Annotated in this window: 20 protein-coding genes, 2 tRNA genes and 4 pseudogenes; 15 read left to right on the forward strand and 11 right to left on the reverse strand. The window is 44.9% G+C overall.

Annotation, left to right across the window (positions count from 1 at the left end; translation table 11 throughout):
• Positions 1-185 (forward strand): annotated as a pseudogene (locus THEPK_RS12890) (IS6 family transposase); the annotation flags it as partial.
• Positions 186-192: 7 nt separating this feature from the next.
• Here THEPK_RS12890 and ppcA read toward each other — a convergent pair.
• Positions 193-525: pseudogene (ppcA, locus tag THEPK_RS01685) on the reverse strand (phosphoenolpyruvate carboxylase); the annotation flags it as partial.
• 134 nt (positions 526-659) lie between these two features.
• Here ppcA and THEPK_RS01690 point away from each other — a divergent pair.
• On the forward strand, positions 660-2,153 hold the full coding sequence (locus THEPK_RS01690) for a DUF2139 domain-containing protein (protein ID WP_052315869.1): 1,494 nt from the start codon (positions 660-662) through the stop codon (positions 2,151-2,153).
• A gap of 28 nt (positions 2,154-2,181) precedes the next feature.
• On the opposite strand, the gene THEPK_RS01695 is transcribed toward THEPK_RS01690, so the two are convergent.
• Positions 2,182-2,454, reverse strand: coding sequence for a DUF3213 domain-containing protein (locus THEPK_RS01695; RefSeq protein ID WP_042697584.1), 273 nt, complete (start codon positions 2,452-2,454; stop codon positions 2,182-2,184).
• Positions 2,455-2,460: 6 nt separating this feature from the next.
• Positions 2,461-5,577, reverse strand: coding sequence for a tetraether lipid synthase Tes, intein-containing (tes-int, locus tag THEPK_RS01700; protein ID WP_042697587.1), 3,117 nt, complete (start codon positions 5,575-5,577; stop codon positions 2,461-2,463).
• 213 nt (positions 5,578-5,790) lie between these two features.
• Here tes-int and THEPK_RS01705 point away from each other — a divergent pair, with 213 nt between their 5' ends.
• The 11 genes and pseudogenes from THEPK_RS01705 (at position 5,791) to THEPK_RS01755 (ending at position 15,089) form a co-directional block, all read left to right on the forward strand.
• Positions 5,791-6,159 carry a hypothetical protein gene (locus THEPK_RS01705; RefSeq protein ID WP_042697590.1) on the forward strand — a complete coding sequence of 123 codons (369 nt, stop codon included), beginning with the start codon at positions 5,791-5,793 and terminating at the stop codon, positions 6,157-6,159.
• Complete coding sequence (locus THEPK_RS01710; protein ID WP_052315870.1) at positions 6,146-6,661, forward strand: uracil-DNA glycosylase family protein; 516 nt, start codon at positions 6,146-6,148, stop codon at positions 6,659-6,661. Before THEPK_RS01705 ends, THEPK_RS01710 begins: the two co-directional genes overlap by 14 nt.
• A gap of 24 nt (positions 6,662-6,685) precedes the next feature.
• Positions 6,686-7,557 (forward strand): IS982 family transposase gene (locus tag THEPK_RS12475; RefSeq protein WP_156882084.1). Its coding sequence is split into 2 segments (ribosomal slippage): positions 6,686-7,112 and positions 7,112-7,557, totalling 873 coding nucleotides; the frame shifts between segments, so codons are not numbered across the junction.
• Positions 7,556-7,672: pseudogene (locus tag THEPK_RS12480) on the forward strand (uracil-DNA glycosylase); the annotation flags it as partial. The gene THEPK_RS12475 and the pseudogene THEPK_RS12480, both read left to right, overlap by 2 nt.
• Before the next feature lie 325 nt (positions 7,673-7,997).
• Positions 7,998-9,656, forward strand: coding sequence for a Na+/H+ antiporter NhaC family protein (locus THEPK_RS01725; protein ID WP_042697593.1), 1,659 nt, complete (start codon positions 7,998-8,000; stop codon positions 9,654-9,656).
• A 95-nt stretch (positions 9,657-9,751) separates the two neighbouring features.
• A pseudogene (locus THEPK_RS01730) lies at positions 9,752-10,667 on the forward strand (pantoate kinase).
• A complete protein-coding gene (locus THEPK_RS01735; protein WP_042697595.1) occupies positions 10,664-10,894 on the forward strand; it encodes a hypothetical protein in 231 nt (76 codons plus the stop codon). The pseudogene THEPK_RS01730 and the gene THEPK_RS01735 overlap by 4 nt, the downstream one beginning before the upstream one ends.
• A 42-nt stretch (positions 10,895-10,936) precedes the next feature.
• The gene (locus tag THEPK_RS01740) at positions 10,937-12,619 is read left to right on the forward strand and encodes an ATP-dependent DNA ligase (RefSeq protein WP_042697598.1); all 1,683 of its coding nucleotides are present in this window, start codon (positions 10,937-10,939) and stop codon (positions 12,617-12,619) included.
• Positions 12,620-12,851: 232 nt separating this feature from the next.
• A complete protein-coding gene (locus THEPK_RS01745) occupies positions 12,852-14,072 on the forward strand; it encodes an iron-containing alcohol dehydrogenase (RefSeq protein ID WP_198011271.1) in 1,221 nt (406 codons plus the stop codon).
• 166 nt (positions 14,073-14,238) lie between these two features.
• Positions 14,239-14,661 carry a hypothetical protein gene (locus THEPK_RS01750; protein WP_156882108.1) on the forward strand — a complete coding sequence of 141 codons (423 nt, stop codon included), beginning with the start codon at positions 14,239-14,241 and terminating at the stop codon, positions 14,659-14,661.
• A 50-nt stretch (positions 14,662-14,711) separates the two neighbouring features.
• Positions 14,712-15,089, forward strand: a complete 378-nt coding sequence (locus tag THEPK_RS01755; protein ID WP_042697605.1) for a hypothetical protein — start codon at positions 14,712-14,714, stop codon at positions 15,087-15,089.
• Positions 15,090-15,213: 124 nt separating this feature from the next.
• Here the strand turns inward: THEPK_RS01755 and rpiA are convergent, their stop codons facing one another.
• The 5 genes from rpiA to psmB are packed head-to-tail and all read right to left on the reverse strand — an operon-like array spanning position 15,214 to position 20,217.
• Positions 15,214-15,897, reverse strand: a complete 684-nt coding sequence (gene rpiA / locus THEPK_RS01760) for a ribose-5-phosphate isomerase RpiA (protein ID WP_042697608.1) — start codon at positions 15,895-15,897, stop codon at positions 15,214-15,216.
• A gap of 3 nt (positions 15,898-15,900) precedes the next feature.
• On the reverse strand, positions 15,901-16,224 hold the full coding sequence (locus THEPK_RS01765; protein ID WP_042697610.1) for a hypothetical protein: 324 nt from the start codon (positions 16,222-16,224) through the stop codon (positions 15,901-15,903).
• A 49-nt stretch (positions 16,225-16,273) separates the two neighbouring features.
• The gene (locus THEPK_RS01770) at positions 16,274-17,605 is read right to left on the reverse strand and encodes a pyridoxal-phosphate dependent enzyme (RefSeq protein WP_198011272.1); all 1,332 of its coding nucleotides are present in this window, start codon (positions 17,603-17,605) and stop codon (positions 16,274-16,276) included.
• A 24-nt stretch (positions 17,606-17,629) separates the two neighbouring features.
• Positions 17,630-19,576, reverse strand: a complete 1,947-nt coding sequence (locus THEPK_RS01775; RefSeq protein WP_042697613.1) for a beta-CASP ribonuclease aCPSF1 — start codon at positions 19,574-19,576, stop codon at positions 17,630-17,632.
• A 17-nt stretch (positions 19,577-19,593) separates the two neighbouring features.
• Positions 19,594-20,217 carry an archaeal proteasome endopeptidase complex subunit beta gene (gene psmB / locus THEPK_RS01780; protein ID WP_042697648.1) on the reverse strand — a complete coding sequence of 208 codons (624 nt, stop codon included), beginning with the start codon at positions 20,215-20,217 and terminating at the stop codon, positions 19,594-19,596.
• Positions 20,218-20,402: 185 nt separating this feature from the next.
• On the opposite strand from psmB, the gene serK reads away from it, so the two are divergent.
• Both serK and THEPK_RS01790 read left to right on the forward strand, forming a co-directional pair.
• Positions 20,403-21,134 carry an L-serine kinase SerK gene (serK, locus tag THEPK_RS01785; RefSeq protein ID WP_042697616.1) on the forward strand — a complete coding sequence of 244 codons (732 nt, stop codon included), beginning with the start codon at positions 20,403-20,405 and terminating at the stop codon, positions 21,132-21,134.
• Between the two features lie 142 nt (positions 21,135-21,276).
• On the forward strand, positions 21,277-21,942 hold the full coding sequence (locus tag THEPK_RS01790; RefSeq protein WP_042697619.1) for an HAD family hydrolase: 666 nt from the start codon (positions 21,277-21,279) through the stop codon (positions 21,940-21,942).
• An 805-nt stretch (positions 21,943-22,747) separates the two neighbouring features.
• Here THEPK_RS01790 and THEPK_RS01795 read toward each other — a convergent pair.
• From THEPK_RS01795 to THEPK_RS13325, 3 genes are all read right to left on the reverse strand, one after another.
• Positions 22,748-22,825: transfer RNA gene (locus THEPK_RS01795), tRNA-Val, on the reverse strand.
• A 13-nt stretch (positions 22,826-22,838) separates the two neighbouring features.
• A tRNA-Ala gene (locus tag THEPK_RS01800) sits at positions 22,839-22,916 on the reverse strand.
• Positions 22,917-22,982: 66 nt separating this feature from the next.
• The coding region (locus tag THEPK_RS13325) for a hypothetical protein (RefSeq protein WP_198011273.1) at positions 22,983-23,163 on the reverse strand (181 nt) is incomplete at its 5' end.

The following is a 23,163-nucleotide window of genomic DNA, read 5'->3' on the forward strand; positions in this document are numbered from 1 at the left end:
GGACTTTAAAAGAAAGAACAAAGCGTTTCTGGAATAATTTCAGGGCTAGAGACTGGAGGAGGGTTCACAGGTTTGTTTTTCTGTTTGCGTTCTGGTATAATTTTGTTAGGTTTCATTCTCGGTTTGGTTGTCCGCCTGGTGATGTGACTGAGTGGCTTCAAGAGGTGATGCCCCAGTTATCCTGACAGTATCGTCGGCGGATCTGGGAATACTTTCAAGCGTTTCAAGCAAAAGCTTTGCCTCTGCTTTCTCTACACTTGGATTTGGCACACGGGGTGTGATCCTAAAGTCCTTGCCAAGCTTTCTTTTTCTGAAAAAGCTTCCATATTTTTCCAGTAATTTCTTTACAACGAATTCGTCAACCTCCTTTCCTTCGAAATCCCACATCTGCTCGTCTACTCCAAGAACGCTAAAAGCATAGAACGCTTCAACCACTTCATCCTCTCCTCCAAGGGCAGCGTCATGAGCAAAAAAAGGTATGAATACATTGTCGGGATGCTGAGTACTCATAGTTCTTGGTATCATTTTGCTCACCATTTCCATGAAGAATGCACAAAATTTAAGTTTTTTGACAAATTTTTTGATAAAATGGCAAAAGATGGTAGATGGGGTTTTTCCTGAGTTGCACAATGTTTTAAATCTTAGAGATACAACTTTTAATGGTGATATTCGTGAGAATCCTGAAGCATCTGAACAGGTTTCCACCTCGTTATGGCCCCGAATGGGGAAGTGGCGGAATATTCGGTTTGAGATACCACAATGGTGTTTTGTACTTCACAGTGGCATTTGAAGCCCAAGCCCACTTCCTACGGGAAGACTCAAAGAAGGTGTACGAGTTTGACCTCGTTGGTGAAGGGCCAACTTCGGGAGGAGACACCTACAATTCGGTTGAGACCGTTGATGAGTTCATCTACTTTGGCGGCTGGGTTCATGCTCCAGCGGTTTATGAGGGTAAGAACGAAAAGTCGACAATAAGCTTTGTCAACAAATACTCTCACGTTCACGAATACGATACGGAAAACGACAAAGTAAGGCTTTTGTGGAAAGATTCCATCCACCACAAGACGGATTGGGCGGGAGAAGTGAGCGACATAATATACGACCCCTACGAAGACAAGCTCCTTATAGCAAGGGAAGATGGGCATGCACACCTTGGCATATACGAACTTGACAGGAAGACCGGGGAGGCAGAGCTTCTCAATGAAAATCCGAGCCTCAAGGGGACTCTTGTCCACGACACCGTCTTCTTCGGTATTGGAAAGAACTTTGATTGGGGAGTGAGAGAGTTGCATGTATTTGATCTAATTACAAGAAAATGGGAAACTTTTCCAGTAGTTGTTAGCTCTGTAGACGGAAACCCTCCCGTGAGGCCAGTTTTGGGTGACATGGAGAGTGCATACAACAGGGTTTTTGCCTTTGTGAGAGGAGGAATGTTTGTGGGCAATCCCCTTAACGGTGAGGAGATGACATTCTTTAGGTTTCTGGACTTTCCAAGCTTCTATGCCCCTATGAGAACAAACGCTCTCCCAATAGGGGGAGGGATACTGATAGCTTACAATGCCCATCATGATGCGATCTACAGACCAGTTGATGAGGAGAGTAGGGTTATGGCAAAATTTACAAACGCCATAAATGCTCCCTCTTTGCTCCTTTATGTGGCTCCTCCAATGGTTAAGGTGGTGGGCGTTTTTGGTGCAAGGATAACCAGCATAGAGAAAGCCTTTGGAAAAATACTCTTAGGAACAAACACCACCCCTAATACGGGAGCCTTAGAGGCTACGCCGTTTGATACCGGTAATAGAGATATTGTTGTTCTCGACGAAGATGTAATCCATAGAAAGCCTCCAGCTCTTAGTATCTCCCTCAAAACTGCCGCTCTGGCAAAAGTAGGTGAGCTCTTTGGAGCAAAAGCCTTTGGAGGAATACCTCTCGACGGATATAAAGAGGCCGAGCTAATAATAACCTCAAGCAAGGATAACAGGCTAACGATATACGAGTACGACCTTTCCCTCCCGCCTGGGAGGGCTTATGAAGAGTTTATTGGAATAAAAAGCGGTAGGAACATTATTGACCTATCGTCGTTCAGCGGTATAGTTTCGTTTAAACTGGAAGAACCAGATGTTGCAGGAAAAATAAAAATAAAGCTCCTCTAGTCTTTTTAAAATTTTTAGAGTAGGGAAATCACACAGCAATTGTATTCTTCCAGCTCAAACTGCTTTCGATGAGCTCTTGTGGGGTTAGCTCCTTTTCGCTGATGACTTCTGGTTCAAATGGCTTGAGCATCTCCAAAAGCTTTTCTTTTGGAAGCTTTGTTTCGTCAAATATCACATACCCATTCTTGGAGTATCCATTGATAAAGACCCTGTAGACTGCTAGATCGAGTGAGAGTTTGTACTGCATCTCTCGGGCTTCGTCTGGGGTTATTTTGCCGAATTTAAGATCTATCCTTATCATCCCCCATCACCCGAAGTAGTTCTTTATGTCGATGTAGGTCTTTCTATAGAGCTCACTCTCCTTCATTTTTTCAATGAACTTCTTGGTTCTCACGTATTTGTCCTTCTGGTACTCCCAGTCTGGATGTAGCTTTTTCCATTCTTCCCAGGTGTAGCTGAATTGAGCTTGAACTTTGTCTCTATAGAGTTCGGGTATTACGTTGAAGGTACAGAAGGGCACAATCCTTCCGTCAGGCATTGCATAGTGAATTACACAGCGCTCTACCCTTTCAACATCGTAGTTGTACTCATCCATGAAGTGCATCATTCCGAGGAAGAGCGTCTTGTAGTGGAACTGACCAAGTGCCTCGTAAGTTCCATGTGTAAATGCTTCTCTTATAATCTTTAACACGTCAAAGCTTTTTGGAGCGTATTTTTCGTCATAGAAGCTCTTAAACTTGAGGAATATCTCCGCACCAAGCTTGAGCTTCTGAAGCTTTCCAAGGGTCTTCCATTTTTCTATCCCCTCAACCTTGCTTTCGAGGAACTCCACAAAGCCTTCCACATCAAGAAATCTTGAAATTGGGATTACCCTGTCTTCATCGAGGAAGACATATGTTGCAGCTCCACAGCCAAAGTGGGATGTCATGTAGTATCTCTTACCTGCAAAAGCCTCGAAGAACCTCGCAATGTGCCCGGCAGTTGGTATTGGGTACCAGTCTTCTTTTGCTATTGCCCCGTTTGTCTGTTCCTCTATCTTCTTTATTGCCCCAGGAATGGTAATCCTGAAGCGCTGTCTTTCCTTCTTTGGAACTCTCCCCACGAGGGAAATCGGCTGGAAGTTGACTCCTCTAACTATGTCGAGGTGGTTGAGGCCGAAGTTAATTATGGCACCGAGTTCGTGGTCGTTTACGTTTCTTATGGTTGTGGGCACGAGAACGATTCCAGGTCCGCCAGCTTTTCTCACGTTTTCGAAGATTAACGGAATCTCCCAGTGGTTCTTCCAATTTGTTTTTGGAGTCATTCCATCGTAGCTTAGGTATAGGGTATTGACGCCTGCTTCCCTAATCTTCTTTACAAGCTCAGGCTCAAAGGCAAACCTTATGCCGTCCGTGTTAAGCTGAACGTGGTCATACCCTTCTTCCTTTGCAATCTTTATGATCTCTATAAGGTCATCCCTCAGTGTTGGCTCCCCTCCAGTGAACTGGACGGCATTAGCTCCAATGGGTTGTTCCTTCTTTGCATTGCGGAGCATCATGCGTATCTGCTCGAGAGTGGGCTCATAAATTGGCTGACCCTCCTTGGCATAGAAGAAACAATTGCTTACTAGAATTCCATCAGATGCTACAAATGAATGGCTCTCATTCTCAACCTCAAGGTCATATACGTATCCCTCGTAGTTTTCAACCTTTATCTCGCTAATTGTGTCAATGTAAAAGTCTGAAACCTTCTTGACTTTGGAGGGCTTTCTGTCTCCTATGTTATTTAACTTTTTACGATGCCCTTCTCTCAGATCAAGCATTTCGACAAGTTTTACAAGGTCGGTTCCCGCTATATATATCTTGTAGAGGTCGTGGTTTGCCCCATTCATTTTCTCTTTTGGAACCATGTAAACCCTCGCGAATATCCCTAAGGAGGCCAGCAAGTATAGCATGTCCCTAATAAGCCCTTTAGAAACACTTGCATATCCCATATGCAGAACTTTGTCTCCTCTTACTACATATCCGTCTCCATTAAAGAGTCCACTAAGTAGAGCTATCTTTGCTTCAACCGGGAAGTTCAGGAAATTCTTGGGTAACCTCTTATTGGGTGCTCCTTCAGGGATTCCCAGTACATACTTGAAGACAAGCCGCATTAACCTACTACCTACAACTATCTGCTTAGCTTTTCCTTCCCATTCCAATATGCTGTACGGAAGGTTGAGGAAGTTGAGTATTGAAATTATTTCTTTCTCGACATCCTTATGCCCAACAGTTATTCTCAAATCCTTGTTGCTATAATTACCATCCGAGACAAAATATCCTATCAACTTTGCAAATTCAGGGGTTATTCTGAGTTTAGAAGGAAGCTCATTACTTGTGGCATCCCTGCCGAGTCTAAACTCTCCTTCAGTTATCCCCAATTTATAGAATGCCGAAAGAGGCATAGAATCACTCTTCTTCCAGTGATAAATTATATCTCCGTATTCCTCTTTGAGCGGCAAAAGATCCAGCGTTGATATCCCTCTGACATATATTTTTTCCTTTTCTTCTTCTGGTAATGATCTAAAAGCTTCTAAGAGGTTTATTTCAAATTCTTCCCTCTCATCAGTTTCAAGATTCCATAGTAGTATTAGCTCATCTTCGACGTTAAGTTCATCAGCCCTCTTTTTTACTATCTTTCCGTTTTCATATATAAAGAACTTATGCTCTGGCGTCGTTCTTATTTCCCTTCCAGTTCTCGTCTTTATGACCATTATTTCTCCCGAGTGTTTTCTTCTGAGGAATTTTGTGACTCTTGTCCATTCGGCCTTTCCATTATTGTAAGTTAAAACATATAGGTTCTCGGGAGTTGAATACTCTCCCCTAAATCCCCCTATCTGCACTGTATGTTCAAAGGAAAACATCTTTGCAATCTCTTCGAATTTTGCAAGCTTAACTTCACCACCAAACTTGAATAGTGCCTCTTCATATCCTGGGAAGCAGTACCAGCAGCTCAAATTACATCTGTTTGTCAAAACTATATTGAGCAAGTTGGTATGGGAGCGGTGTCTTGGACAGAGGCCACAATCAAAGGGACAGTTTACACCGGTGTTTTCAACGTTGTAACTCTTTATCTTAAAGTCATATTTCCACTCCTCAAAACGCTTGTACATCTCAGCATCTTCATAATAAACATCAGTTATCATACCTTCAGGACATTTCTTTGTTATCCACACTTTCCCATCCTTTTCCCAGACCACAGCGGGGACAACTTTTCTGGTCTCAGGGCAGAGGGACCAGGTTCTATGGGGGAGAGGTCCACCGTAACCCCTGCTGGCTTTTGTAAGGAGCTCGTGAAATTCCTCCTCACTTATTTCGGGGTATTCGATGAGATCGCGAACCCTTTTAGTAAGCTCACCAAATTCTCTCTCCCCACTCGGTACTCCCTCTGTTATCTCTTCCATTCTAATCACCTCTACAAGTTTTTTACAAGTATGGAGTATAAAAACTTTTGCGTAAATATGAAGATTTACTTTCATAGGTATTCCAAAAAGTTCTGAATTATGGCCACTACTATTATCTATACCGCAGAGTATTTATGGATATTCCCTCACATGTGCGATTTCTCGGAAACGGTTAAAAACACCAAAGAATCTCAAATAGAATGGTGGTGAAAAATGCCAGCAAGAGAGATGAGAATGGAAATGTTTCTCAGAGCGCTTATGAGGGGAGACTACACCAAGGCGAAAGCTCATCTGGACAAACTTGAGAAGATAGTGGGAGATGACGAGTGGGGTAGGGGATACAGCAAGGCTATAAACGGCTTTTTATCCGCATTGAGTGACAATGATACCGATGCACTGATAGTTCAGCTTATAAGAAACCCAGACAATGAAAAGGCCAAAAAACTCCTCGAACATTTTGAGAACATACTCCAGCATGAATTTAGGGATGATTATGAGAAAGGATACTACACGGCATGGAAAGAACTTTTAACAGCTTATCTCTCCCAAGAAAGACTGGGTGTTAATCATGAAAAAAAATGAAGTCATGAAAAAGCTCGAAGAGAAAATAAAGACGTGTAAAAAGTGTCCATTGGGAGAATTAAGGACAAACGCAGTCCCCGGCTCGGGAAGTTATGATGCCCAAATAATGTTCGTTGGAGAAGCCCCGGGTTACTGGGAGGATCAAAAGGGCCTGCCCTTTGTCGGAAGGGCAGGGAAAGTCCTTGACGAGCTTTTAGAGGGTATCGGACTAACAAGAGAAGAAGTGTACATTACCAACATTGTAAAGTGCCGGCCTCCCAACAACAGGGACCCAACGGAAGAGGAAATCAAGGCCTGCTCTCCGTACTTGGATAAGCAGATTGATGTAATCCGGCCGAAAGTTATAGTCCCTTTGGGAAGGCACTCAATGGCCTATATTCTTAAAAAGTTTGGATTTGAGCCGGAGCCAATAAGCAAAATACATGGAAAAACATTTGAAGCGAAGACACTTTTCGGGAAGATCATCATAACCCTAGTTCCCATTAGATCGTTAGAGTTATAAGCACTTAAGTCTTTTGGTTGATTGGTGGTTGTTATGAACTTTCAGCAGGAAATCCTGATCATAAAATCCGAAATCTATCCGATAATCAGCAAACACTACCCGAAAAACACTCACAGGGAAATAATCAGCCTCTACGACCTAATAACCTTCGCAATACTAGCACACTTGCACTTTAACGGAGTTTACAAGCACGCTTACAGAGTCCTAATCGAAGAAATGAAGCTGTTCCCCAAAATCAGGTACAACAAACTAACAGAACGCTTGAACAGGCACGAAAAACTCCTGCTCCTAGCGCAGGAAGAATTATTCAAAAAACACGCCAGAGAATACGTTAGAATACTGGACTCAAAGCCCATTCAGACCAAGGAGTTGGCCAGAAAAAACAGGAAGGAGAAGAAGGGTTCTTCAGAAATCATCTCTGAAAAGCCCGCAGTTGGGTTTGTTCCCTCTAAAAAAAGTTTTACTATGGGTACAAGCTGACCTGTTACTCTGATGGAAATTTGCTGGCTTTACTGTCCGTTGATCCGGCGAATAAGCATGATGTGAGTGTTGTCCGGGAAAAGTTCTGGGTGATTGTTGAGGAGTTTTCTGGCTGTTTTCTGTTTTTGGATAAGGGTTACGTTAGTAGAGAACTTCAGGAGGAATTCCTGAAGTTTGGCGTTGTTTACACGCCGGTGAAGCGGGAGAATCAGGTTAGTAATCTGGAGGAGAAGAAGTTTTACAAGTACTTGTCTGACTTTCGCAGGAGGATTGAGACTTTGTTTTCGAAGTTTTCTGAGTTTCTTCTGAGGCCGAGCAGGAGTGTTAGTTTGAGGGGGTTGGTTGTCAGGATTTTAGGGGCGATTCTGGCCGTGAATCTGGACAGATTATACAACTTCACAGGTGGTGGGAACTAGGGTCATCATAATGCCGATGTATCATCCGGCTGTTGCTCTCTATAGGCCCCAGCTTAGAGAGGAACTGGAAAAAGATTTTAAAAAGCTGAAAGAGATGCTGAAAGAGCTATCTTAATTTTGCAATCTTACTTCGAAATCTTTTTTGCTTTGATGTTCTCCAACCTAATATTCTTCACGTGATTTCTCAAAAAGCGCCAAAAACGTTAGGAAAACATTTTTATGGTAAAAGAGCAATAATGCATAATGTTAAACACAGCACACCATTAGAATACAACAAAGAACAGAAATCTACATCATATTGATTCGAAAATATTTCGACAAATTTTAGTGGCTATATAAAAAAATTCGAATATTATCAAAAACGCAACAATATTTGCGAAAAATTTATAAAGAAGTCGAAAAATTTGGGCTCAAGAAAAATATGTACGGAGGTGTAAGCTGTGTCAGACTTTGGGGTGTTGTCTTTGCTCCCCCCATTGGTAGCAATTGGATTGGCGATATGGTCTAAAAGAGTTATACTAGCGTTGTTTTCGGGTATATGGATTGGTGGGGTAATGATCTCTGGCTGGAACCCGATAACCGGAACCACCCAGAGCCTAGAATGGATAGTGGGCAGCGTTACCGATGACTGGAACGCCAGGATACTCATATTCGACTTCCTCATTGGAGCTGGCGTTGGCCTCATCTACAAGTCCGGTGGAGTGCATGCACTGGCAAAAGCCCTATCCAAGAGGGTAAGAACGAGTAGAGGAGCCTCCGTCCTTGGGTGGCTCATGGGTGTCCTGGTGTTCTTCGATGACTATACCAACACCATTATAGTCGGAAACACGATGCGCCCTGTAACGGACAGGACAAGGGTTTCAAGGGAAATGCTGGCGTACATCGACGATTCAACGGCCGCACCGGTCGCCGGGCTGGCTTTAATCTCAACGTGGATTGGCTATGAGCTGGCGATGATAGGGAGAGGTTTTGATGCGTTCAATATATCATACAATTCATACGATGCCTGGCTCTCAAGCATTCCCTTCAGGTTCTACTCGATTCTGGCGATAATACTCGTGTTCATAGTGGCATACACCCACAGGCACTACGGCCCGATGCTCCACGCTGAGTACCGCGCCAGGACGACCGGCAAAGTCCTTCGCGACGGAGCAAAGCCGCTCATGACCACCGAGACAGACATTGGCGCACCCAAAGAGGGCGGTAGCCCGTGGGACTTCGTCATACCGGTTCTTGCCCTCGTTGTAGTGTCTCTGCTAGGTCTCTGGTACACAGGTGCTGCAAACTTGGCAGCATACGATCAAGACCTCGGATGGTGGACAGAGCTTGAGAACCCCTTCGGCGTGAACTTCCTCAGCTACAGCTTCGTTGACTCCTTCCGCGAGGCGGATGCCGCAACGGCCCTGCTCTGGGGATCGTTTGTTATGGTGGTGGTCGCCAGCATAATGCTTCTTGGAAGGAAGAGAATGACCTTGGAAGAATGGGAGGAGACGGTAATCAGGGGAATGAAGCAGATGATCTTCGCCAACACAGTTTTGGTCCTTGCGTGGAGCCTTGGCAATGCAGCCGACACCGTGGGAACTGGCTCCTATGTGATAAACCTCGCCACCAGCTCCGGTGCTGACCTCGGCCCGTGGATGCCCCTCATAATGTTCCTCGCGGCCATGTTCGTGGCCTTCACAACCGGAACCAGCTGGGGAACCTTCGCTATAATGGTGCCCCTCGGCGTCCAGATGAGCCTTGCCTTCACAAACGGACAGGTCAACGAGATAGTCTTCGCCACCATCGGAGCTACCTTCACCGGTTCCATCTTCGGAGACCACTGCTCCCCCATAAGCGATACGACGATCATGAGTTCAATGTTCTCTGGCTCAGACCACATAGACCACGTTACGACTCAGATCCCCTATGCTATTACGGTTGCGGCAATCGGTGCAGTGCTCTACATTCTCTTCGGTCTCGGAGTCATGAGTTGGGCAGTCCTCCTGCCGCTCGGCATAGTGCTGCTCGTTGGCGCCTGGTACGTCCTCAGCGAGTGGTACGGCAAGAAATATGGAATCCCACACGGAAAAGTACCAGTGTATGTTGTTGAAGAGTGATTTTTCTCTTTCTTTTTACTGTTCATGTTAGTATCATTAGGCATAGAGGCTTATGTTTAAAAATCCAAATATCGACTTTTCTAGGAGGTGAGAGCATGTTGATAAGGGCTTTTGTTCCAGCACACATCACGGCTTTTTTTTGTCCCCAGGTTCAATGAAGAGCCTCTTTTGGCTGGTTCACTTGGGGCCGGCATAAATTTAAGCAAGGGAACCAACGTCTTTATAAGCTTGGAAGAGGGCTTGGAAAGGCACATACACATAGCGTTTAATGGAGAGCCCGTTAAAAAAGAAGATGCAGTTATCAGCTACTCCGTTGCTTATGACATCCTCCCGAAGGATTTTGAAGGGGAGCTTGAAATCTGGCAGTATTTTGACTTTCCAAATGGTCACGGTTTTGGGAACAGTGCCGGTGGAGCCCTCGGAACTGCCCTCTCTTTGGGATTTGCCCTTAAAGAGAAAACTTTTCTCCAGGCCGCTCAAATAGCCCACAAGTATGAGGTTCTCCACAAAGGTGGGCTGGGAGATGTTATAGCTCAAGTTCATGGAGGGATAGAAGTTAGAATAAAACCCGGGGCTCCCGGGATTGGGGTTGTGGATAACATCTTTTTTGAGGGATACAAAGTTCTGGCAGTGCCTATGGGAAGGTTATCTACAAAAGAAGTGCTCGACAGCGATGTGATTCGCCTAATCGAGAAGGAAGGAGAAAAAGCCATTAATGCACTTCTCTCCAACCCTAAAGTTGAAGTTTTGATGAAGGAAGCGAGGGCGTTTTCTGAACGTACGGGTTTGCTCTCAGGTGAGCTTTTGGAAATTGCTAGAGAACTTGATAAAGCACTTAAGTTGCCGTCCTCAATGGTCATGCTGGGCAAGAGCCTGTTTGCCCTTTTGAGGGAAGAGGAAATAGAGAAAGTAAAATCCATCATGGACGAACTTTCCATAGACGATTACCACATATGCGAGGTTTACACCCAGAGGCCCAGCGTTGAAAGATGGGTGGAGGGAGAAAGATGAACCCCCTGTATCTTGCTCTCTCAGTTTTATTCATCCTTCTAACAATATACTTTAACAAAAGCAACCAGCGAGCAATCGGAATTATTGCGTCGGGGTTTGCTGGAGGATTTGCATTTTTGTTTGCCTTTGAAAAAAGTGGGTACTCACCTTTCCTGGTATTCGCTGGAGGTTTTGCAGCGACTGTATTTTTTGAGTTCTTAAAATTCAGACTAGTGCAGAGAGACTAATCTTTTTATTCTTTTATGGGGTACTTCAACGTGGTGGTGTGGATGCTATACAAAGAACTGGTTGAGCTGTATAAAAGACTTGAGAAAACAACTTTAAAGACCCTCAAGACAAAATTTGTGGCGGACTTTTTAAAGAAAGTTGAGGATCCAGAGCTGTTGGAGATTGTTCCCTATTTAATTCTTGGGAAGGTCTTTCCGGATTGGGACGAGAGAGAGCTCGGCGTGGGCGAGAAGCTACTGATAAGGGCTGTTTCTATGGCCACTGGAGTAAACAGCGATGAGATAGAAAATTCCGTAAAAGATACTGGAGATTTGGGAGAGAGCGTTGCCCTTGCTCTCCAAAAGAGGAAGCAAAAAAGCTTTTTCTCTCAGCCTCTTACAATAAAAAGGGTTTACAGCACTCTGGTTAAAGTTGCCGAAACCACCGGCGAAGGAAGCCAAGATAGAAAGCTGAAGTACCTCGCCAATCTCTTCATGGATGCTTCTCCGGAGGAAGGAAAGTATCTGGCAAGGACAATACTGGGGACTATGAGAACGGGAGTTGCAGAGGGGCTGCTGAGGGATGCAATAGCAGAGGCGTTTAGGGTAAAGGTCGAGCTTGTTGAGAGGGCTTACATGCTTACGAGCGATTTCGGATTCGTGGCTAAAATAGCAAAGCTTGAGGGAGACGAGGGCCTTTCGAAAGTAAAAATCCAAGTCGGAAAGCCAATTAAGCCAATGCTCGCCCAGATGGCAGCCAACGTTAGAGAGGCATTAATAGAAATGGGCGGGGAAGCGGAGTTTGAGATTAAATATGACGGTGCGAGAGTTCAGGTGCACAAAGATGGGGACAAAGTTGTAATTTACTCAAGACGCCTTGAAAACGTTACAAAGTCGATTCCCGAGGTTGTGGAGAGAGTTAAAAATGCCCTAAAGCCGGAGAAAGTCATTGTAGAGGGCGAACTTGTTGCCGTTGGGGAAGGAGGAAGGCCAAGGCCATTCCAGTATGTGCTGAGGAGATTTAGAAGGAAGTACAACATAGAAGAGATGATTGAGAAGATACCCCTCGAGCTCAACCTCTTCGACGTTCTTTACATTGACGGCGAAAGCATGATAGACGTTCAGCTCATAGAGAGGAGGAAAACCCTAGAAAGCATTGTAGAGACGAACGAGTGGATAAAAGTCGCCGAGAATTTAATAACAAAGAATCCAGAAGAGGCTGAGGAGTTCTATCAAAGGGCCCTTGAGCTTGGTCATGAAGGGCTAATGGCAAAAAGGCTTGACTCAGTTTACGAGCCCGGTAACAGAGGTAAGAAGTGGTTGAAAATTAAACCCACAATGGAGAATCTCGATTTGGTCATCATAGGTGCAGAATGGGGCGAAGGGAGGAGAAGTGGAGTCTTGAGCTCGTTCCTTTTAGGTGCATACGATCCCGTGAGGGGAGATTTCGTCCCGGTTGGTAAAGTCGGGAGCGGGTTCACAGATGAAGACCTAATAGAGTTCACAAAGATGCTTAAGCCCTTGATAAAAAGGGAACACGGCAAGTTCGTTGAAATAGAACCAAAAATCGTAATAGAGGTGACATACCAGGAGATTCAGAAGAGCCCCAAGTACGAGAGCGGCTTTGCACTGAGGTTCCCGAGATTTGTTGCGTTGAGAGAGGACAAAGGTCCGGAAGATGCCGACACTGTACAAAGGATAGCCGAACTGTATCAGCTCCAGGAAAGAATGAAAGGGGGCAAATGATCCTTTTAATTTTTTAGCCCATTGACCCCTATTTAGGAGTTTGTAGTTTTCGTTGACAAATACAAAAGCTTCTTTGTGCTTCTTTATTCAGGAGTGTGTCAAAAACCATTGGTTGTACATGTTATGTTCAAGAAAGTGTGTCAAAAACCATTGGTTGTACATGTTATGTTCAAGAAATGCTTATATTCCGCACAAATTATATATAAATGTAATACATTTGGAGGGATGTACAATGTTGTGGGAGTCTCAAATCCCCATAAACCAGGTGTTTGAACTTCGCTGCAGAACCATAGACTATTTTGGCGTTGGCGCCATTAACAAGTTCTATGACATAGCCAAAGACCTTAAGGAAAACCATGGCATAACTAGGGTCATCCTTGTCACCGGAAAGAGCGGATACAAGAAGTGCGGTGCTTGGGATGTCGTCAAGCCCGCCCTTGAGGAATACGGTATCGAATATGTTCACTACGACAAGGTCGGCCCGAACCCGACCGTTGATATGGTTGACGAGGCCACAGAGCTAGGCAAGGAGTTCGGAGCTCAGGCTGTTATTGGTATCGGTGGTGGAAGCCCAATCGACACAGCCAAGAGCGTCGCCATTCTGCTGGAGTACACAGACAAGAACGCGAGAGAGCTCTATGAAGGAAAGTTCTTTGCAATGAAGGCCAAGCCCATCATAGCAATTAACACCACCCACGGAACGGGAACCGAGGTAGACAGATTTGCAGTGGCATCAATTCTAGAGAAAGAGTACAAGCCAGCAATAGCTTTTGACTGCATCTACCCACTCTACGCAATCGACGACCCGGCTCTCACAACCAAGCTCCCAGCCGACCAGACCCGTTATGTGACCATTGACGCGCTCAACCACATAACCGAGGCCGCGACCACCAAGGTCACAAATCCCTACTCCATACTCCTCGCCCAAGAGACTGCTAGGCTGATATTCGACTACCTCCCGAAGGCCATAGCTGACCCCAACAACCTCTCAGCCAGGTACTACCTACTATATGCCTCCGCAATAGCGGGCATATCCTTCGACAACGGTATGCTCCACTTCACCCACGCCCTCGAACACCCACTCAGTGCCGTGAAGCCAGACCTCCCACACGGACTCGGTCTCGCGATGCTCTTGCCCGCGGTCATTAAGCACATATATCCCGCCACGGCTAGAGTGCTCGCTGAGGTCTATAGACCACTCGTTCCAGATGCCAAGGGAGTTCCAGGCGAAGCTGAGTACGTCGCAAGGAAAGTCGAGGAGTGGCTTTTCAGCATCGGAATCACTCAGAAGCTCACTGATGTTGGATTCACAGAGGACGACATCGACAAGCTCACCGAATTAGCCATGACAACCCCAGGCCTTGGCCTGTTGCTCTCACTTGCCCCAATTGACGCAACTAGAGAGACCATTGCAGCTATTTACAGAGATTCACTGTATCCAATGAGCAAGTGAAATTCTGTTTTGTCTTATTCACTTTTTTATTTGGGGTAATAGAGAGCTTATTCCAGTGATTGATACTATCTGTGTCAGACGTGAGAAGATTAAGCTCTTCTCTGGCATAATGGCTTCAAAAGGTAGTGCTAAAGGGGCCCCCGTAGTATTCCCTTCTAACCGGGGCGTGTTTATAGTAACCTTTATTAGGGTTTTTGCTGAATTCTTTCGGGTGGTTGTCGTGATCCCCAGATGGGATCACAGACTCAAAGACCCTGAAAGCGTGGCATTCGCAATTCTTGACGTTTTAGCAGACTTCGAATCAGAAGGAAAGCTGAAGAACCTGCCAAAATCCAAAAAATTTCCAGTAAAAACAATACTGGCAATACTCCTCTTTAAACAATACTACAACCTACCTCTCAGAGACGCCCAGCACTACGGCAGAAAATTCTTCGGAGCAAACATTCACTACTCAACCCTCCACAACTGGGAGAAAAAGCTGAACCTCGAAGAACTGACAAACCACCTCCTGAAAAAACTCCAGAAATTACCCTACGCCAGCACTCAAGCAGACTCAACCATTATTACAAATAAAAAAAGGGTAGGATAGAAGTTCAGGCAATAACGAGAATCCTGCCGGGTTTACTGTATCCGGTTGCTGTGAAGATCACAACTTCTGAGAACGAGCTGATTGAACTCCTGCCGGGGGGTTCTGGGAATTTTTATGCTGATGGGGCTTATGATTCAAAGAAAGTTCTGAACACTGTGGTGGAAAAGGGTTATCGGCCGATTGTTAAGAAAACTAAGAACGCTCCAGGTGGTTTTGGTAGTAAGAAGAGAGACAGAGTGTTTTCTGAAGAAGAGTACAGGCGTAGGAATCCTCATGAGGGGTTCTGGGGTGCGTTTACAACGTGGTTTGGCAGTAGGATCCCCTGTTTTCTGAAAAAGACTACTGTAACCCGAATCCTGCTTGGGGTAATGTGTTATGGTCTGAAAATCCTCCTCAGAGTCAAATACTGTTTAAATAACAGGGGGTGAAACTAAACACGCCCTGGTCTCAAATCTTGATTATAACCTCCATCACCTGATGTCTCACAAGAGTTACAAGTTATAACTTACAAGTGATAAGTTATAAGTTTAGAAGTTTAGGGATAAAAAAGCATCATCTCTCCATTTTCTTAACGCCGTCTTTTGTGCCAACAAGAACTATGTCTGCTATGTCTGCGAAGATGCCGTTTTCAACAACTCCCGGAATGTTGTTCAGCTCGATTTCCATGTCGAGTGGATCTTCAATTCTTTCAAATTTTGCATCGAGGATGAAGTTGCCGTTGTCGGTTATCACTGGGCCATCTTTTTTAACGCCCATCCTCAGCTCGGCTGTTGCGTTGAAGACTTCAAGTTCCTCTTTAATGGCCCTCCATGCCGCAGGGATGACTTCTATGGGGACTGGCATTTTCTGGCCGAGATATTCCACAAGCTTGCTCTCATCAACGAGCACTATAAACGTTCCGGCCCTGTATTCGATGATCTTTTCCATCGTTAATGCCGCGCCTCTTCCCTTAATGAGATTGAGGTGAGGATCAACCTCGTCTGCACCGTCTACAGCTAAATCAATGGCATCAACTTCATCTAAGCTAACGACGGGAACTCCGCTCTCAAGGGCCAAAAGGCGTGATTGGTATGAAGTGGGGATGCCGTAAACATCTTCGAGCTCCCCTGTCATGAGCTTCTTTCCCAGCATTTGGATGAAGTAAGCCGTTGTGGAACCCGTACCTAACCCGATTATCATGTCATCGTCAATGTATTTTAGGGCTTCCTTAGCCACCATTTTTTTCAGCTCTTCCATACCTCATCCCTTCGTTATGTTGTAGAGGAGGGACTGATTTGAATAAAACGTCGGTTCGGGCTGTAAGATGAGATTGTAGCTGAAGATTGTGAAGTACAGCCAGAACAGGAAGAATCCCCAGAACCCTTTTCTCAGCAGAACCCTCTCATTCTTTAACTCGTCAGGAAGGTCTTTAACAAGAGCAATGACTATCTTTGGTGAGAGCAGATAGACCAGCAGGCCTACAATGTAGCCCGCTTGAACTTGAGTTGACAGGATTCCACTCACTATCCCTGCTATCGTTCCGATTGCGTAAAATATGAGCGACATCTTGTTCTCAGCATTCACCCTCTATCACCTAAAACTTAGTTTAAGGATTCATTTAAAATACTTTCCATTACTCCTCAAAGTTCTCTAGCAGTCGCTCCCCTTTTTCAGTGAGCTTGTAATAAACCCTTCTTCCCTTCTTGCGTGCCTCTTCTATCAAGCCAAGGGCCTCAAGCTCTTTTATATGCTGGTACACTGCTTGATACTTCATTGGCTTCTCCAGATTCTCCCAGATTTCGTAGCCATACATGGACTTTTCTCTCAGGAGCTTTAGGATTTCAAGCTTTGTCCCACCAATTGAAAAGCGCTCCCTCTCTTCTACATAGTAGCTTTTTAATCCTGAGCCTGTAACTATCAAAGCCACTTTGTCTCCTTTTTCAAAATACCCGCTTTCATGGAGCTTTACTAGGGCCGGAATAACAACGGCTGAAGAATACTCGGCAAAAACACCCTCTTTGGCAAGAGCCCTCTCTCCAAGATCAAGCTCATCTTCACTCACAACCACGGCTGTTCCATTGCTTTCTCTAACAGCTTTTATTGCAAGTTCCTTGTTTATTGGGTCTTTCACATATAATCCAAGGGCTTTGGTAAACTCCCTTCTGCTTTCTTTTCCCAATATCTCAGCCGCTATTGGAGAGCAGTTTTCAGTTTGCACCGCAATTAATCTGGGGAGCTCTTCAATAGCCCCAATTTCTAAAAGTTCCCTAAAGCCCTTGTAGATGCTGTAGATGTTGCTTCCACTTCCCGTTGGCACGATCACGTGGGTTGGGTTTATCTCCTCCCAGAGCTCGAATGCAAGGGTTTTTTGCCCCTCAAGCCCAATAATGTTGTTTTCGGGAGTTATGTCGTAGAGTCCATTTAATCGGGAGAGCTCTTTAGTGTATTCTATGCACTCATCAACGCTGTCTCCATAGCGGATTATCTTGGCACCAAAGGCTATCATCTGAATTAGCTTTCCTTTGTCGACTTTTTTGGGAACAACAACAAAGGCCTCTTTATTAGCTCTAGCGGCATATGCCGCTAAAGACGCTGCCGCGTTGCCATCGCTGGCTACTATGAACCCATTGCTTGCATAGGGCAAGCCATATGAAACCCCCACCGTAGCAAGCCGATCCCTAAATGAGCCCGTGGGGTTCCTTGTTTCGTCTTTAATAAAAACGTCTACTCCGGGTTCTTCACTGAGTTTTGCCCTAACTAAAGGTGTCCCGCCTTCTTTTAGGGAAATTATCTTGGTTACATTGGGGAGTAACTCTTTGTACCTCCATACTCCCTTCTCTCTGTTTTTCCATCTTTTGACATCTACTTTAGAATAATCATATGACACCTCAAGGAAAGCCCCACATGAACATCTTGGGGGTATTATCTGCCCATACTCTCTTCCACATTTGGGACACTTTATCATCATCACCCACCAAAAAATTAAAAATCACTTGAGCCTGATGGCGTCGAGGTTGTTCGGGGCTCTTGTAGAAAGACCAAACTTCTTGTGGATGCTTGAAGCCAGGTCAAGGCACTTCTGAGGCTCTCCGTGAACTGTTATAACCCTTTCTGGTCTCGGCTTTACCCTTGCCACATAGCTCATTAACTCCCTTCTATCAGCGTGACCTGAAAATCCGTCTATCGTGTGGATTTCCATGTTTACTTGGATAACTTCCGTCTTTCCACCTTCACCGACTGTTGGTATTTCCCTCAAGCCTCTTTGAACCTGTCTTCCCAAAGTCCCTTCTGCCTGGTAACTTACGAATATTAGGGAGTTTCTAGGATCAGGGGCAAGATGCTTAAAGTACTCTACGCTGGGTCCTCCAACCAGCATACCGGAGGAGGCTATAATTATCGCGGGTTCTTCGCTCTCTATTATGTCCTTTCTTTCGTTTGCATTTGCGACGGGTTTGAATATCTCATTTAAGAATGGGTTGTAGCCCTCATGGAATATCTGATCTCTGAGGCTCTTGCTCAAATACTCTGGATATGCGGTGTGAATTGCAGTTGCTTCCCATATCATACCGTCCAAGTATATTGGAACCTCCAACCCTCCTACTCTAGCGTACTCCTCGAGGACTAGCATTATTTCCTGAGCCCTTCCAACGGCCATTGCGGGGATAAGGACCTTTCCTTTGCGCTTGATAGTCTGAAGAATAACCTCAATAAGCCTCTTTTCTGCCTCTTCTCTCGGCATCTGGTAATCCCTGCTTCCTCCATAGGTTGATTCCATTATTAGAGTCTCAAGTCTTGGGAATTTTGCGTTTGCTGGCTCAAAGAGCCTTGTTGGAATGAACTTAAAGTCTCCTGTGACGGCAATGTTGTGGAGTCCATTTCCAACGTGAAGGTGAACTATTGAGGAGCCAAGGATGTGGCCTGCATTGTGCAGGGTAAGTCTCAAATCCGGTGAGATGTCCCTAACTTCTCCATAATCAAGGGTTATTGTGTGCTTAACGACTTCTTTTATGTCTTTCATTCTGTAAAGCGGGTCAGCACCGTTACTCTGCTGTATCTCAATGAAGTCTTTCTGAAGGAGAACCATTAAGTCTCTTGTAGGCGGAGTTGTGTAGATAGGGCCGTCGAACAGGTTGTATCTGAAGAGGTAGGGTAGTAAACCGGAGTGGTCAAGGTGTGCGTGGGTAATTATTATCGCATCCAGAAGCCCCTCTTTAAGGACGTAGGTAAATTCTGGGGCATCAAAGTGGGGGAACCCCTTCTTGGGATCATTTAAAGCCGCGACGTTTACACCAAAGTCAACCAGCACAAAGCTCTCATTTGTTTGGAGCAGGAGGGCACTTCTTCCAACTTCCCTGAATCCTCCAAGCCCCGTTATCCTTATCCAGTCGCTCTTAAGTTCCGGCTTCCTATAGATGTTTCTCCCAACCTGTCTCAGGAATTTTCTCCTATCTTTACTCTCGGACTGCAAAATTCCCCTAATAGAGTATATTGTCTGGGACTGCAGGGGTGGAGTTCTAACAACTTTTGGAGCCCAGTAAACTTTTTGGGTTATCTCCCTAAGGGTCTCCCCATTCTTTCCAATCACAAGTCCCGGCTTTTTAGCCTCAATTATTACCTCGCCGACAGAAGGATCAAAACTTATGTTAGTTATTTCCGCCTCTGGCGGAACTATTTGCTTAATTAGCTCTTCGGCCTTTTCAGGAGGAAGGAGAACATCCGGATCAGGTCTTACACTAATTCTCTTCTTAAGAACCTTTGCAAGGTTTTTTATAAGATCTCCGTCCTGCATTACAACTTCAGGGTTTTTCACATAAATAACCAGCTCCGGCCCCTCAAATTCCACTTCGGTTATCTTGGCTTCTTTGGGTACCATCTGACTAATAATCTCCCTAATCTCTTTCAGAATTTCATCAACGTTTGTTTCTCTTTTTATCACGTCACTCACCCCTAGAATCAGAGCTTCTTGAGGATCTTCTCGACTTCTTCTTTAGAAAGCTCGCTATACCCGTCTTTTGTAATGACAACAACCATTATTCCATCTCCAGTAAAAACATCTCTTTTTATTGCAGTATTTATAGCTTTTACGGCCAGTTTAACGCCTTTTTTAACATTCATCTTTTCATCGTATTCGTTATCCAAAACAGAGTAAGCAAACTCCATACCAGAACCTGCAGAAACATATTTATCTTCGGTAATTCCTCCAGCCATATCAATTGAATAAAGTCCTGGCTTCTCGTCGTAGCCTCCTACTAAAAACCAGCCAAAATAGGGGAAGTACCTTCTTCCACTTAAGATGTTAGAAGTTAATGTTGCCAGTGCCTTTGTGCTCATCTCCCTGCCGACTCTTGCTCTGTAAAGCTTTGCTTCTGCCCTCAAAAGCCTTACAAGGCTTAGTATGTCTCCTACGCTCCCGGCTCCTGCTAGGGCCAAGTGGTCGTCTATCTGGAATATCTTGCTAACTTCTTTGGACAAGACCATGTTGCCCAGTGAAGCCCTCCTGTCTGCGGCTAATACTACTCCATCCTTACAAACAATGCCTACTGTTGTTGTCCCTTTAATTTTGTCCAAAGCCAACACCCCTTTAGGATATTCGTTTTGCCTGAGAATAGAAACAAATTCTACAGTGGGGGTTTGACTGAGGGAGTATTTAAAGTTTTCGCAAAGCGACATGAGTTGCCCCCTTTCAGATGGGCGGCTAAAAGAAAAAGCTTTTTATTCCATGAATTGTTTTACAACAATGTAACCCTAGGAGGTATGATAAAATGGGTGTCGAAAAAGTTCCCAAATACGACATACCAGTAAAGAAAGTCGAATATGTTTTTATTGAGCTGGAAAAGATGAAACCACACGAGCAGCTCGTCCAAAAGGAGCTTGAGGCATTTATTGAAAGCTTAACTGGCTCCGGTATTTTCTGGAAGCCCATGCTCCTGGCAAAAGTCCCCGGGGAGGACATGTACCTCATCGTTGATGGTCACCACAGATGGGCAGGCCTGCAGAAGCTTGGAGCAAAGAGGGCTCCCTCTGTAATTCTCGACTACTTCAGCGATGATGTTAAGGTATACACATGGTATCCTGCTTTTAAAGGAGACCTCAACAAGGTTCTGGAAAGATTAAAGGCAGAGGGATTGGAAATAATTGAGGATGGAGAGGCTGAAGAAAAGGCCGAAAAGGGAGAAATAGCTTTCGCTCTCATTGGTAAAGACAAGGTCTTTGCTATTCCGGGAGCACTTGACGAACAAAAGAAGGTAAGCAAAGTGCTTGACGAGATGAGTGTTGAGGGAGAGATAGAGCTTATATACTACGGCCTCAAAGAAGATGCAAAAGAAGATATGGACAAGGGCGAAATTGACTATGTGTTCATTAGAAAAGCACCAAGCAAGGAGGAAGTTATGGAGCTCGTAAAGAGGGGAGAAGTTTATTCTCCAAAGACAACCAGACACGTTCTTCCATTCAACCCGGACAAAATCGATGTGAAGCTTGAGGAGCTCTTTTAGTCCTATTCTGCCTTTTTTATTTTGATTGATCATCTAAGTTTTTTCGAGCATGTAGCAGACTCTCGGGATAAGTTTAAACCCGCTTAAGAAAATTTTAGAGTTGAGCAACAAAAATCCAAAAATCAACACGTGAGGGATAACCATGATAAAGGCATTAATCTTTGACGTTGATGAAACTCTTGTCTATTATGAAGGCTATGATGGGCTGGAATGGTTCGAAAAATGGGGAAAGAAAGAAATAAAAAAGCTTGGGATTACCCTTGAGTTTGAAACCTACAAAAAGATGGTAAAGGGAGAACTACCGCGAAGCTGGGTTGAGAGGCTTGGAGTTGATCATGTAGAATTCTGGAAAGCGATAGATAAAGCAAAGCTCGAGTACAGAAAATGGGCTGCAGAGAGAGGACTAATAAAAGCCTTTCCCGACGTTGATGTTTTAAAGGATTTCAAACAAATGGGATTAAAAATGGCAGCTGTTAGCAACGCTTCCCAAGATTGCACGGAGTTTGTGCTGGAGCTTTTTGATTTGAAGAAATACTTTGACATTATCCTTGGAAAGGACTACCGATATCTGGATGGTGCTAAACCGAATCCCTATCTCATAGAAAAAGCCCTCGATGCCCTTGGTGTCCTTCCAAGTGAAGCTTTGGTCGTGGGAGATTCTGCATCGGACATCTTGGCAGCTCACCGGGCTGGTGTTAAAGCCGTTCAAGTGATGAGGTTCGGGAAAATAGAGGGAGCAGATTATTACGTGAAAGATTTGAACGAACTTGTGCAACTGGTGCGCTCGCTAGTAGGTAAGGATTTATAAATGAACTGCCTAACTTATAATGCCCCTGCGCGAGGACCCACCCAATCAATGAAGGTGGGGGCGATGCGGGGGCAACAGCTCGGCCATAGCGAGGTCCCCACGGGAGAGCCTTCCGCGTCACGGAGCGCAATGACCGTGGGTAACCCTGGCCGAGTACACTCTTCTGGCCCGCCTGGGTTAAGCCGCTTGAGATTGCCCTATGGCTTCAATGAGAGCGGTCGTTACGGGCGGGCCACATTTCCATAATACGAAAATTCGTAGAGCAAAGTTTCATTAAAGTTTGTGATTCTTGTTAGAATGGTCTCAGTTGAAGGTTTTTCTTGAGAATTCACTTATAAAACTGAATCATTCCTTTTCTGGCAATTTTAACGGAGTTTATCTTATAATACCAATAGGCATAGGGGCATCAAAATTGGAAAACCCACTCTTAAAAAGCTAATACTTCTAGAATTCCCTCTTCAAGGAACTGCTGAAACAAAAAACCATCAACTTCAAGAAGAATCACAAACCTTGATCAAACTTCGCGCAGGCAAGCAAACTTTTGGAAAAAGTTTGACCAAAAGAGTTCCCTTCTTACTAACAGGCAAAAACCAGTTGTGCACTACTCAAAAGCACTTTTGGAGGGGTTTACTTCCTAAATACGCACTTTCAATCAGGTTTCAATCCAATTTTAGTGTCCACAGGACGCTTTCCTGAGTGAAACCCTCATAAAAGAGCATGTAAATAAGAAACCCCGCTCATTTAGTGTAAATCCTTAGAAAAGCACTTAACATTCCGCCAGCGCTTACGCAGGTAAGGGCTGTTATGGTGGGCCCGCGGGGATTCGAACCCCGGACCTCCACCTTGTCAGGGTGGCGTCATAACCAGTCTAGACCACGGGCCCGCCCTAAAAGTTATGGTGGACCGGCCGGGATTTGAACCCGGGGCCTCCGCCTTGCCAAGGCGGCGCTCATCCCAGGCTGAGCTACCGGCCCACGCCCAATCCAATAAGGGTTGAAGGCTATTTATAAATCTTTCGGTTAGAAGGGGCGTGTTTAGTTTCACCCCCTGTTATTTAAACAGTATTTGACTCTGAGGAGGATTTTCAGACCATAACACATTACCCCAAGCAGGATTCGGGTTACAGTAGTCTTTTTCAGAAAACAGGGGATCCTACTGCCAAACCACGTTGTAAACGCACCCCAGAACCCCTCATGAGGATTCCTACGCCTGTACTCTTCT

This window comes from Thermococcus sp. PK (genome assembly GCF_000430485.1).
GTDB lineage: Archaea > Methanobacteriota_B > Thermococci > Thermococcales > Thermococcaceae > Thermococcus_A > Thermococcus_A bergensis.

Bases quoted from the DNA above. Each gene is read 5' to 3' on its own strand.
- THEPK_RS01740 (WP_042697598.1), top strand. From the start codon at position 10,937: ATGCTATACAAAGAACTGGTTGAGCTGTATAAAAGACTTGAGAAAACA.
- THEPK_RS01790 (WP_042697619.1), top strand. From the start codon at position 21,277: ATGATAAAGGCATTAATCTTTGACGTTGATGAAACTCTTGTCTATTAT.
- THEPK_RS01770 (WP_198011272.1), bottom strand. From the start codon at position 17,605: ATGATAAAGTGTCCCAAATGTGGAAGAGAGTATGGGCAGATAATACCC.
- THEPK_RS01695 (WP_042697584.1), bottom strand. From the start codon at position 2,454: ATGATAAGGATAGATCTTAAATTCGGCAAAATAACCCCAGACGAAGCC.
- THEPK_RS01705 (WP_042697590.1), top strand. From the start codon at position 5,791: ATGCCAGCAAGAGAGATGAGAATGGAAATGTTTCTCAGAGCGCTTATG.
- THEPK_RS01745 (WP_198011271.1), top strand. From the start codon at position 12,852: ATGTTGTGGGAGTCTCAAATCCCCATAAACCAGGTGTTTGAACTTCGC.
- tes-int (WP_042697587.1), bottom strand. From the start codon at position 5,577: ATGGAAGAGATAACAGAGGGAGTACCGAGTGGGGAGAGAGAATTTGGT.
- THEPK_RS01735 (WP_042697595.1), top strand. From the start codon at position 10,664: ATGAACCCCCTGTATCTTGCTCTCTCAGTTTTATTCATCCTTCTAACA.
- THEPK_RS01710 (WP_052315870.1), top strand. From the start codon at position 6,146: ATGAAAAAAAATGAAGTCATGAAAAAGCTCGAAGAGAAAATAAAGACG.
- serK (WP_042697616.1), top strand. From the start codon at position 20,403: ATGGGTGTCGAAAAAGTTCCCAAATACGACATACCAGTAAAGAAAGTC.
- rpiA (WP_042697608.1), bottom strand. From the start codon at position 15,897: ATGGAAGAGCTGAAAAAAATGGTGGCTAAGGAAGCCCTAAAATACATT.
- THEPK_RS01690 (WP_052315869.1), top strand. From the start codon at position 660: ATGGTGATATTCGTGAGAATCCTGAAGCATCTGAACAGGTTTCCACCT.